Source organism: Sphingobacterium alimentarium (assembly GCF_004342685.1).
Taxonomy (GTDB): Bacteria; Bacteroidota; Bacteroidia; order Sphingobacteriales; family Sphingobacteriaceae; genus Sphingobacterium; species Sphingobacterium alimentarium.
On the sequence record NZ_SMBZ01000028.1, the window covers coordinates 39,669 to 48,837 of the forward strand.

The following is a 9,169-nucleotide window of genomic DNA, read 5'->3' on the forward strand; positions in this document are numbered from 1 at the left end:
TTGTTTGTATTAGCTTTACTTATATCGCTAACTTCTATTCGGTGTGCTAACATGCAAACACCTACTGGAGGACCAAAAGATTCAATTCCTCCAGTAATTTTAAATGAATTGCCTGCTAATCTAACGCGTAATTTTAAACAAAAAGAGATTGTACTTACTTTTGATGAATATATTAAGCTAAACAACCAACATAAGGAGTTTAGTATATCTCCAGATCTAGACAAACAACCAGAATATCGAGTAAAGAAAAAAGATCTGATCATTACCCTACCCGATTCACTGGAAGAAAATACAACATACACAATTAATTTCGGTAAAGGTTTAGTTGATTACAACGAAAGCAATCCCATAGCCAATTACAATTATGTATTTTCTACAGGACCTGAATTGGATTCTCTTTCTATCGCTGGTTCCGTTCAGAATGCATACACCAAAACATTTGATCCTAAGCAAGATTTAGACGTACGTGTATTATTAATCCCAACTAAGCAAGACAGTATTTTTGGAAAAAGAAAAGCTAATATATTTACAAGCGTAGACAGTACAGGTAATTTCACATTCAAAAACTTAAGAGAAGATACTTATAGAATATACGCTCTTAAGGAAGAGAACAATGATCGTATCTATAATCAACCGAACGAGCTTATTGGATTTCTATCGGACTCTATCGTCTTAACCCAAAATATTCAAGATATCAAAATTGAATATTCGAAAGGAAAACCAAAAGAATTTAGAGTCAATGATCGAAAAATAGAAAAAGATAGTCGCGTATTAGTCACATTCAATCAGCCTATCGACTCCCCTTCTATCCAATTCTTACATCCTCAAAATATCGCGTATGATAAGGTGCATTTAGAATATAGTAAGACAAAAGATTCACTTAAGTTCTTCTTTGAAGAAGTAGATTTTGACTCGCTGAAATTCGAACTGCTGGATCGCAATACAGTACTCGACACGGTGATTATACGCAGGGGTAAAAATGATAAATACGAGCGCGAACTAAAACCCCAACTCAATATTTCGAATAAGGTTGAAAAAGTAAATCATATTAAAATAACGGGAAACTTTCCAATCTTGAATATTGATAAAGATAAAATTACGCTGTTGGAAGATTCTACTTCCAGACGCAATTTTCAATTGCAAAAAGATAGCGTACTGACAAATGTATACCACCTACGTTATAATTGGAGACCTAAAAGAAACTATGAATTAACCATTCAAGAGAATGCAATGTCTTCTATTTTTAATGATAAAAACAAAGAAGTAAAGAATGCTTTCACCTTAGATGAGACAGAAAACTTTGGGGACATTAAATTCATTATAAATGGCCTAGACAGTAATATCAATTATATTGTTGAACTTACTAACGAAAATAAGGACAAGATAATTGATCAGAAAATTATAAGAAATAGTAGCGAGCTGCGATACAGCAAATTCCCAGGTGGGAAATACGTATTACGAATGATTAAAGATATGAATGGAAATGGCAGATGGGATGGTGCTGATGTATTTAATAGAATTCATGCAGAGCCGATTTGGTATCTGGAAAAACCTATTACCATTCGTGCCAATTGGGAGCAATCGGAGACGATTACACCCAAATTTGAATGATAGAAATGTACTATTTTTCCGAAAACCAGCTCGAATACATCACATAATTGTGCGGAAGATTTTCCAATAAAGCCATTTGCTCATCAGTAAGTGGCTTTATTATTTTTGCAGGCACACCAGCATATAAATAACCGGACTCACAAACCGTATTTTCCAATACAACGGCACCAGCTGCTATGATTACCTTAGATTGAATAATAGCACGGTCCATAACAATAGCACCCATACCGATCAATACATAATCCTCTATGACACAGCCGTGTACAATAGCATTATGCCCAATATTGACATAATTGCCAATATCTGTACCATTACGTTGATAAGTGCCATGAATGGTTACATTATCCTGTATATTGCTATAATCTCCTATTTTGATGTAATTCACATCTCCCCGTACCACAGCATTAAACCATATCGAACAATGTTTTCCAATGCTTACATCACCTACGATAGTACAATTAGGAGCTACAAAGGTATGCTCATCAATAAAAGGAAAGCTTTCTTTTACAGGTAAAATAGTAGCCATAAATATTACAATATAGTGTCTTCTAAAATATTTGCGTGATTAGGAAAGTCAGTTGTATAATGCAGTCCCCTACTCTCTTTGCGTGTCATCGCCGATTTAACGACTAAATACGCTACTTGAATAACGTTTCGAAGTTCACAAAGTTTTACAGAAAGCTTAGTATTCTTATAAAAAGACTCCGTCTCTTCGTGTAAGAGCCCTAAACGTCTCATAGCGCGCTGCAGACGAAAGTCCGAACGTACGATACCCACATAATCAGACATAAACTTCTGCGTCTCACGCAGATTGTGCGTGACCAAAATATCCTCATTTAATAAATGCGTATCTGAATCATCCCAATTAGGGATATGTTCTTTATAAGAAATATTTTTAATCTTCTGATTTGCATTTATAAAAATACGATGTGCATATACAGCAGCTTCTAGTAACGAATTGGAAGCCAAACGGTTAGCTCCATGTAATCCAGTCGATGAACATTCTCCACAAGCATACAAATTATTAATCGTACTCGCACCATAATCGTCCACCATAATACCACCACACAAATAGTGGGCTGCTGGCGTCACCGGAATATAATCTTTGGTCATATCCAAACCAATGGAGAGACACTTCTCGTATATATTTGGGAAATGAGATAATAAATCTTCTTTATTGCGATGAGTAATATCCAGGTATACATAATCCAAACCTGATTTTTTCATTTCGGCATCAATGGCTCGCGCTACAATGTCCCTCGGTGCTAATGATCCACGTGAATCATACTCTTCCATAAAAGATTCACCATTTGCTCTCCGCAAAATTCCACCAAAACCGCGTACAGCTTCAGAAATCAAAAATGCTGGATATTCGCTCGGATTGTATAGCGCCGTCGGATGAAACTGAATAAATTCCATATTACGAACCTTACCCTTGGCTCTATAAACCATCGCTATACCATCCCCTGTGGCTATAGTAGGATTTGTAGTGCTGGAATACACATGCCCCGCACCTCCCGTCGCCATCAGCGTAATTTTTGAAAGAAACTTCTCAACAATACCTGTTCGCGTATTAAAAGCATAGATGCCATAACACTCAATATCGGTAGATTTCTTATCCACATGTACACCCAAATGATGCTGTGTGATCAAATCTACTGCAAAATAATGCGTCAGAATTTCAATATTTGGATGCTGATGCACCTTTTCTAATAAGGCACGCTCAATTTCATATCCCGTAATATCTTTATAATGTAGAATACGATGTGCAGAATGACCTCCTTCTTTCGCTAAATCATACTCTCCAGAATCTTCTTTATCAAATGAAGTACCGTAAGCAATCAATTCTGCAATACGATCCGGACCATCCTTAATTACGTTTTCCACAACTTGTGGATTACATAATCCATCACCTGCAACGAGTGTATCTTGAATGTGATTTTCGAAGCTATCTGATTGACCTGTAACAACTGCCACACCACCTTGAGCATACTTTGTATTTGATTCATCTTCGTTGGATTTTGTCACTATTAACACTTTACCAACATCCGCAGCCTTCAATGCAAAACTTAAACCCGCAATTCCTGATCCAACAACCAAAAAATCAACTTTTCTTTCCGACATAAAATTTTTACATGCTAAAAATTGAAACAAATTAACAAATAATGTGGAAAACGTGTAAACAAAAAGTTAATTAAATTTTAAAACTATTTATTATTCCACAATCCCACCTATTTCCACACAAGTTTCACGTGACAAGTGAGGAAAAATTCATCATATATTAACATTATCTAAACGATGAGATTCTCACAAAAAATTATGGAAAAGAAAATCAAAGAAAAATCACAGCATTGAAAATCAGCACTAAAAGATTCGGATACTGTGGATAATTTGTGGATAAGTAATAAATAACCGAAAAATAAAATTAAAATTCATACAGTTATCCCCATTTTCCACAGACTAATAAACAATAAGATTCTTCTTTTAAAAAAAGATTATTATTTATTGAAAAAAAGGAATGTGAATTTCGTTTGAATTTCTTTGTTTACTTTTGTGAACTGGATTAGTCAAAAGGATTAACCAAATTACAGAAGACAGCATGGACAAAACGTATCAAAGAGATTTAGAAGCAAAAGGCTTCATTGATGTTCCTGTGGATCCAAGTTTGGATCTTATCGAAGAAATTCAACGATTGAAAAAGGAAAAAAATGCAGTAATTTTAGCACACTACTATCAAGATGCTGAAATTCAGGATTTAGCAGATTACATTGGCGACAGCTTAGGACTTTCTCAACAAGCTGCCAAGACAGATGCGGATGTAATTGTGTTTGCTGGTGTGCATTTTATGGCCGAAACAGCAAAAATTCTTTCTCCAAGCAAGAAAGTGTTACTTCCAGATCTCAAAGCAGGTTGTTCTTTGTCAGATTCTTGTCCTCCACACCTTTTTGCAAAATTCAAAGAGCAATATCCTGATCATTTGGTCATTACATACGTGAATTGTACAGCCGAATTGAAAGCGCTGTCGGATATTGTGTGTACTTCAAGCAATGCTGTGCAGATTGTAGAATCTCTTCCTGCAGATCAAAAAATTATTTTTGGTCCAGATCGCAATTTGGGCGATTACGTAAAGAAGAAAACAGGTCGTGATTTGATATTGTGGAATGGAGCTTGTATGGTTCACGAGATTTTTTCACGTGAAAAAATTGAAAATCTACGCGCAGAATATCCTGGAGCAAAATTTATTGCACATCCAGAGTGTGAAGATCACATTTTGGCAGAGGCGGATTACATCGGTTCTACTTCGGGAATGCTTAAATATACAATTGAAGATGAAGCTAATACATATATAGTTGCCACAGAATCGGGAATTTTGCATCAAATGCAAAAATCTAGCCCACACAAAACATTTATTCCGGCTCCGCCAAATAATGCTTGTGCTTGCAACGATTGTCCACATATGAAACTCAATACATTGGAAAAATTATACAATTGCATGAAATACGATCAGCCAGAGATAATTCTTCCGGAAGATGTAATTGTACGCGCGCAAAAACCTATTGAGCGTATGTTGGAAATATCAGCTCGATTAGGTTTGTAAACCTATTCATGTTTCACATGAAAAATATAGAAAATAGGGCAATTTTTACATTAGCCCTATTTTTATCACTTACGGGCAAGGAATTTTTATACGTATCTTTGTTGTGGAAAAAATGTTAATATGTTTGATAATATAGATAAAACTGATATAAATGAATTGGGTGAGTTTGGCTTAATCAAGCACCTGACTCAAACTGTAGAATTAACACAAGAATCTTCCAATAAGGGCATTGGAGACGACGCGGCTGTACTTGATTTTTCGGGATACAAAACGTTGATTTCTACGGATTTACTTTTAGAAAATATTCATTTTGACTTGCGTTATGTTCCCCTTAAACACTTGGGTTACAAGGCAGTACAAGTCAATTTGTCTGATATATACGCGATGAATGGTATAGCGTCGCAGATTACTTTCTCCATAGGTTTATCTTCTAAATTTCCGCTGGAAGCGATCGAAGAAATTTATGAAGGTGCTTTAATTGCTTGTAAAAAATACGGTGTTGATTTAATAGGTGGTGATACTTCGGCTTCGGCACAAGGATTGGTGATTTCGGTGACCAGTATTGGATATGCGAAAGAAGAAAAAATAGCTTATCGTTCGGGTGCACAAGAAGGTGATTTATTGTGTGTCTCTGGTGATTTGGGTGGTGCGTATGTTGGCTTGCAATTATTAGAAAGAGAAAAACAGATTTATTTGGAAAACCCTAATATTCAGCCTGATCTGGAAGGAAAAGACTATATTGTCGAACGTCAACTCAAACCAGAAGCTCGTAAAGATGTGATTGATTTATTAGCACATCTGGATATCACTCCTACCTCTATGATAGATGTATCGGATGGATTGGCATCTGAGATTTTGCATATATGTAATGCCTCGAATGTTGGCTGTAAATTATACGAAGAGAAAATCCCTTTAGATCCAATGACTTACGAAACGGCACGTGAATTTGGATTGGATCCTACCGTATGTGCGTTAAGTGGTGGAGAAGATTACGAATTGCTTTTCACGATTCCGCAAGCAGACTATGATAAGGTAAAAGGGCAGTTGGATATTTCTGTAATAGGCTATATTACAGAGCCTGCAGCTGGAAAAGAAATGATTTCAAAATCGGGTCATGTGCATGAAATCAAGGCGCAAGGCTGGAATGCTTTTAAAAATAAAAGCTAATTTGTAGGGCTTAACTTTATCAAAAATAAAAGGTCATTGTGATAAGCAATGACCTTTTTTGTATCTTTAGATACACCAATTTATAAATGTATGGCAGCTCCTTTGTGGACACCTTCGAAGCAGTATACTGAATCTTCTCCTCTATTTGCATTCAAAAATTATATTGAGGCAAAATATAAAAATAATATCCCTGATTATCCTTCTTTGCATCAATGGTCTATAGATCATTTGGATTCATTTTGGGAATCGGTTTTAAATTATTTTGATATTTCTTATTCTGGAAATTATACGAATGTATTAGATTGGGAAGCGAATAGCCCTGATTTTATTGCTGCGAAATGGTTTGAAGGAATGGAATTGTCTTATGCGGAGCATATTTTTAAATCGTATAAAGCGAATGGTGTTGCTATCAAGTTTCAATCCGAATACGAAGAATATCAAGAAGTTAAATGGGAGGAATTGAAAAGTAAAGTCAGTAAAATACAGCAATATTTAATTGATCAGGGGATAAGTAAAGGCGACAGGATTGCTGCTGTATTGAATAATAGAGTAGATACGATTGCTATTTTCTTGGCTGCTAATTCTTTAGGTGCAATATGGTCTTGCTGCTCACCAGACTTTGGCGATAAAGCAATTGTGGAGCGATTTGAACAAATAGAACCTAAACTTTTATTTATTGAAACAAAATATCAGTATAATGATAAGACATTTTCAAAAAATGATACTTTGATTATGTTGATAAGTAAGTTAATAACTCTGCAATCTGTTGTAAATCTGAATGATAGTATGTGGAATACGGTAATGGAGAAATATACACCAAAAGCGTTAACATTTGTCCGTGTACCTTTCTCCCACCCTATTTGGATATTGTATTCATCAGGAACGACTGGGAAACCTAAAGCTATTACACATAGTACAGGAGGTAATCTATTGGAACATTTCAAAGCATTAGCATTACATCAAAATGTACAAGCTGGTGAAAATTTCTTGTGGTATTCCACTACAGGTTGGATGATGTGGAACTATGCATTGTCTTCTTTGCTGTGTGGCGCTACGTTGTGTTTGTTTGAGGGGATAATAAATCATAATAATCATCAAACATTTTGGAGTTTTTTAAAATCCGCTAAGGTAGACCACTTAGGAGCAGGAGCAGTTTATTTTACCTCTATTGAGCAGTTAGAAATAGATGACTATCAGCCAAAAGTGATTGGTTCTACCGGATCACCCTTACCTGCTTCAACTTTTGAGGCTTTACAGAAAAAATTCCCTGAGGTACATATCATTTCATTAAGCGGTGGTACGGATGTTTGTTCGGCATTCTTGTCGGGCTCTTCGATGTTGCCTGTATATGCAGGCCAATTGCAGTGCAAGACATTGGGATCAGATATTGTAGCATTCGATGAGGATGGTATGGAAGTATGGGATGAGGTAGGTGAATTGATCATAAAGAAGCCTATGCCGTCGATGCCTGTATATTTTTGGAGTGATAGCGACAATGCGAAATATCGAGACAGTTATTTTGATAAATTTCCGCACGTATGGGCTCATGGTGATTGGATAAAAATAATTTCTGATGAAGGAATAATAATTTATGGTCGCTCCGATGCTACGCTGAATCGTGGGGGCGTACGTATTGGTACGGCTGAAATATATAATGCCGTAAATGAATTGGAGGAAGTACAGGATGCGCTGGTGATTACTACCGATGAAAGCGATGGTTCTTCTAAAATGTTGCTTTTTGTACGACTTGTAGAGAATTTGAAATTAGATGATGCAATTCAAAAGCGAATAAAAAGCAATTTGAGAAAGCAATATAGCCCCAGACATGTTCCGGATTCTATTTTTCAAGTAGCAGATATTCCTTATACCTTAAGCGGTAAAAAGTTAGAAATACCGGTGAAGAAGATATTTGCAGGTATCCCAATTGATAAAGCTGTTTCTAAGGATATAATGCGTAATCCAGACTGTTTAGAAGAGTATTTGTCGTTCCCTGGATAGGATTAGTGTCAAGACTATTATATAGATATTTCGCTTAGCTCAATATGACAGCTGCTGGTTGTTGTCATTCCGACAATAGAAGGAATCTCTAGATTAATTTAACGATATTTCTCTTTGCTCAATATGCCAATTGAAGGTTAATTGTCATTCCGACCCTAGGAGAAATCTCTAGATTAGTTTACAGTTATTTCGCTTCGCTCAATATGACACAGTTAAGGTTGATTGTCATTCCGACTATAGGAGGAATCTCTAGATTAATTTACAGATATTTCACCTCGCTCAATATGACAGTTGATTGTTGACATTCTGATGACAGGAGGAAGGGGCTGTATCATAAATAAGTGGTACAGTCTTTTTTTTGTGTTATATTTCCTCTTATTCTTATTGATATAATTATTTGATTTCCTTATATTTAAGTGTTAAAAATCGATGATTATGTCTCGGAAATTACCTAATTTCAAACCCTACTATCAGCATCAATTGATGGCCTTTCCACCAACCTTTGATGAATTGATTCCCCAAGATCATCCTGTTCGAATCATTGATCAAGTGATCAACTCCATTAACATAGACGGTATTCTTGACAAATATTATAAAACTGGTGCTTCAAGTTATCATCCTTTGATGCTTTTAAAGGTATTGATCTATGGCTATGTTTCCAACACGTACTCCAGCAGAAAGCTCGCGCTCGCTTGTAAACCTGAATTCGATAATTAAAAAGCGTACAATTGGTTAGTTTTTACCGTTTGATATTTGATTGAAGGTTTCTTAGGGAAGAAACTGTATGCTGCTAAT

At 35.8% G+C, this 9,169-nt stretch carries 7 protein-coding genes; 5 read left to right on the forward strand and 2 right to left on the reverse strand.

Features of this window, described 5'->3' with window-relative positions:
- Window positions 1-51: 51 nt before the first annotated feature.
- Window positions 52-1,611 (forward strand): Ig-like domain-containing domain, encoded by a 1,560-nt coding sequence (locus tag EDC17_RS10865; protein WP_243646127.1) that lies wholly within the window; start codon window positions 52-54, stop codon window positions 1,609-1,611.
- A gap of 10 nt (window positions 1,612-1,621) precedes the next feature.
- On the opposite strand, the gene EDC17_RS10870 is transcribed toward EDC17_RS10865, so the two are convergent.
- Together EDC17_RS10870 and nadB are read right to left on the reverse strand one after the other, a co-directional pair.
- Window positions 1,622-2,137: a gamma carbonic anhydrase family protein gene (locus tag EDC17_RS10870; RefSeq protein WP_132778099.1), complete on the reverse strand. Its 516-nt coding sequence runs from the start codon at window positions 2,135-2,137 to the stop codon at window positions 1,622-1,624.
- A gap of 5 nt (window positions 2,138-2,142) precedes the next feature.
- Window positions 2,143-3,735 (reverse strand): L-aspartate oxidase, encoded by a 1,593-nt coding sequence (gene nadB / locus EDC17_RS10875; protein ID WP_132778100.1) that lies wholly within the window; start codon window positions 3,733-3,735, stop codon window positions 2,143-2,145.
- 475 nt (window positions 3,736-4,210) lie between these two features.
- Here nadB and nadA point away from each other — a divergent pair, with 475 nt between their 5' ends.
- The 4 genes from nadA (at window position 4,211) to EDC17_RS10895 (ending at window position 9,091) form a co-directional block, all read left to right on the forward strand.
- Window positions 4,211-5,209, forward strand: a complete 999-nt coding sequence (gene nadA, locus EDC17_RS10880) for a quinolinate synthase NadA (RefSeq protein ID WP_132778101.1) — start codon at window positions 4,211-4,213, stop codon at window positions 5,207-5,209.
- 120 nt (window positions 5,210-5,329) lie between these two features.
- Complete coding sequence (gene thiL / locus EDC17_RS10885) at window positions 5,330-6,376, forward strand: thiamine-phosphate kinase (RefSeq protein ID WP_132778102.1); 1,047 nt, start codon at window positions 5,330-5,332, stop codon at window positions 6,374-6,376.
- Between the two features lie 90 nt (window positions 6,377-6,466).
- Window positions 6,467-8,374, forward strand: a complete 1,908-nt coding sequence (locus EDC17_RS10890; protein ID WP_132778103.1) for an acetoacetate--CoA ligase — start codon at window positions 6,467-6,469, stop codon at window positions 8,372-8,374.
- 435 nt (window positions 8,375-8,809) lie between these two features.
- A complete protein-coding gene (locus EDC17_RS10895; protein ID WP_165894405.1) occupies window positions 8,810-9,091 on the forward strand; it encodes a transposase in 282 nt (93 codons plus the stop codon).
- The last annotated feature ends 78 nt before the right edge of the window (window positions 9,092-9,169 follow it).

What these genes read in the sequence shown, in the direction of transcription:
- EDC17_RS10865 (WP_243646127.1), top strand. Translation starts at nt 52, where the DNA reads ATGCAAACACCTACTGGAGGACCAAAAGATTCAATTCCTCCAGTAATT.
- EDC17_RS10870 (WP_132778099.1), bottom strand. Translation starts at nt 2,137, where the DNA reads ATGGCTACTATTTTACCTGTAAAAGAAAGCTTTCCTTTTATTGATGAG.
- nadB (WP_132778100.1), bottom strand. Translation starts at nt 3,735, where the DNA reads ATGTCGGAAAGAAAAGTTGATTTTTTGGTTGTTGGATCAGGAATTGCG.
- nadA (WP_132778101.1), top strand. Translation starts at nt 4,211, where the DNA reads ATGGACAAAACGTATCAAAGAGATTTAGAAGCAAAAGGCTTCATTGAT.
- thiL (WP_132778102.1), top strand. Translation starts at nt 5,330, where the DNA reads ATGTTTGATAATATAGATAAAACTGATATAAATGAATTGGGTGAGTTT.
- EDC17_RS10890 (WP_132778103.1), top strand. Translation starts at nt 6,467, where the DNA reads ATGGCAGCTCCTTTGTGGACACCTTCGAAGCAGTATACTGAATCTTCT.
- EDC17_RS10895 (WP_165894405.1), top strand. Translation starts at nt 8,810, where the DNA reads ATGTCTCGGAAATTACCTAATTTCAAACCCTACTATCAGCATCAATTG.